General features: G+C 62.3%; 1 pseudogene. It reads right to left on the reverse strand.

Going from position 1 to position 411, the window contains the following annotated elements:
- Window positions 1–85: 85 nt before the first annotated feature.
- Window positions 86–411, reverse strand: a pseudogene (locus EOC93_RS33810) (oxidoreductase); the annotation flags it as partial.

Here is a 411-nt window from a genome sequence, read left to right on the forward strand (position 1 = left end):
CCCCATCGCAGACTCCACGCGGCACTTGTCTCAACCATGGCGACGGCGGCCCGAAAACGGGGAGCCTGCCAATTTCGCAGGCGTCCTATTCGATCGGCGGCTTGCGGTCGTAATGCAGAGGCCGCGCCTTCCAACTGGTCATCAGGCTGATAAACCCTCTGCACAGCGGCCTCGGCAGCAGGGCGAGCAGTTTCAGCGGCCAGCTTGTCCGGCGCGGGAAATGGACTTCGAAACCGCCCGACTTGATGCCTCGCGCCATGCGGCGCGATGCGCGGCTGCCCGGCATCAGTCCCGGCATCGGCAGCATGTTCTTCTCGGTCAGCGGGGTGTCGATGAAGCCTGGGTTGAACACCTGGATACGCACGTTCATCTTGTCGAAATCATACTTCAGCGACTCGGCCAGGATGTTGA

The organism is Mesorhizobium sp. M6A.T.Ce.TU.002.03.1.1 (assembly GCF_003997275.1).
GTDB classification, from domain to species: Bacteria; Pseudomonadota; Alphaproteobacteria; order Rhizobiales; family Rhizobiaceae; genus Mesorhizobium; species Mesorhizobium mediterraneum.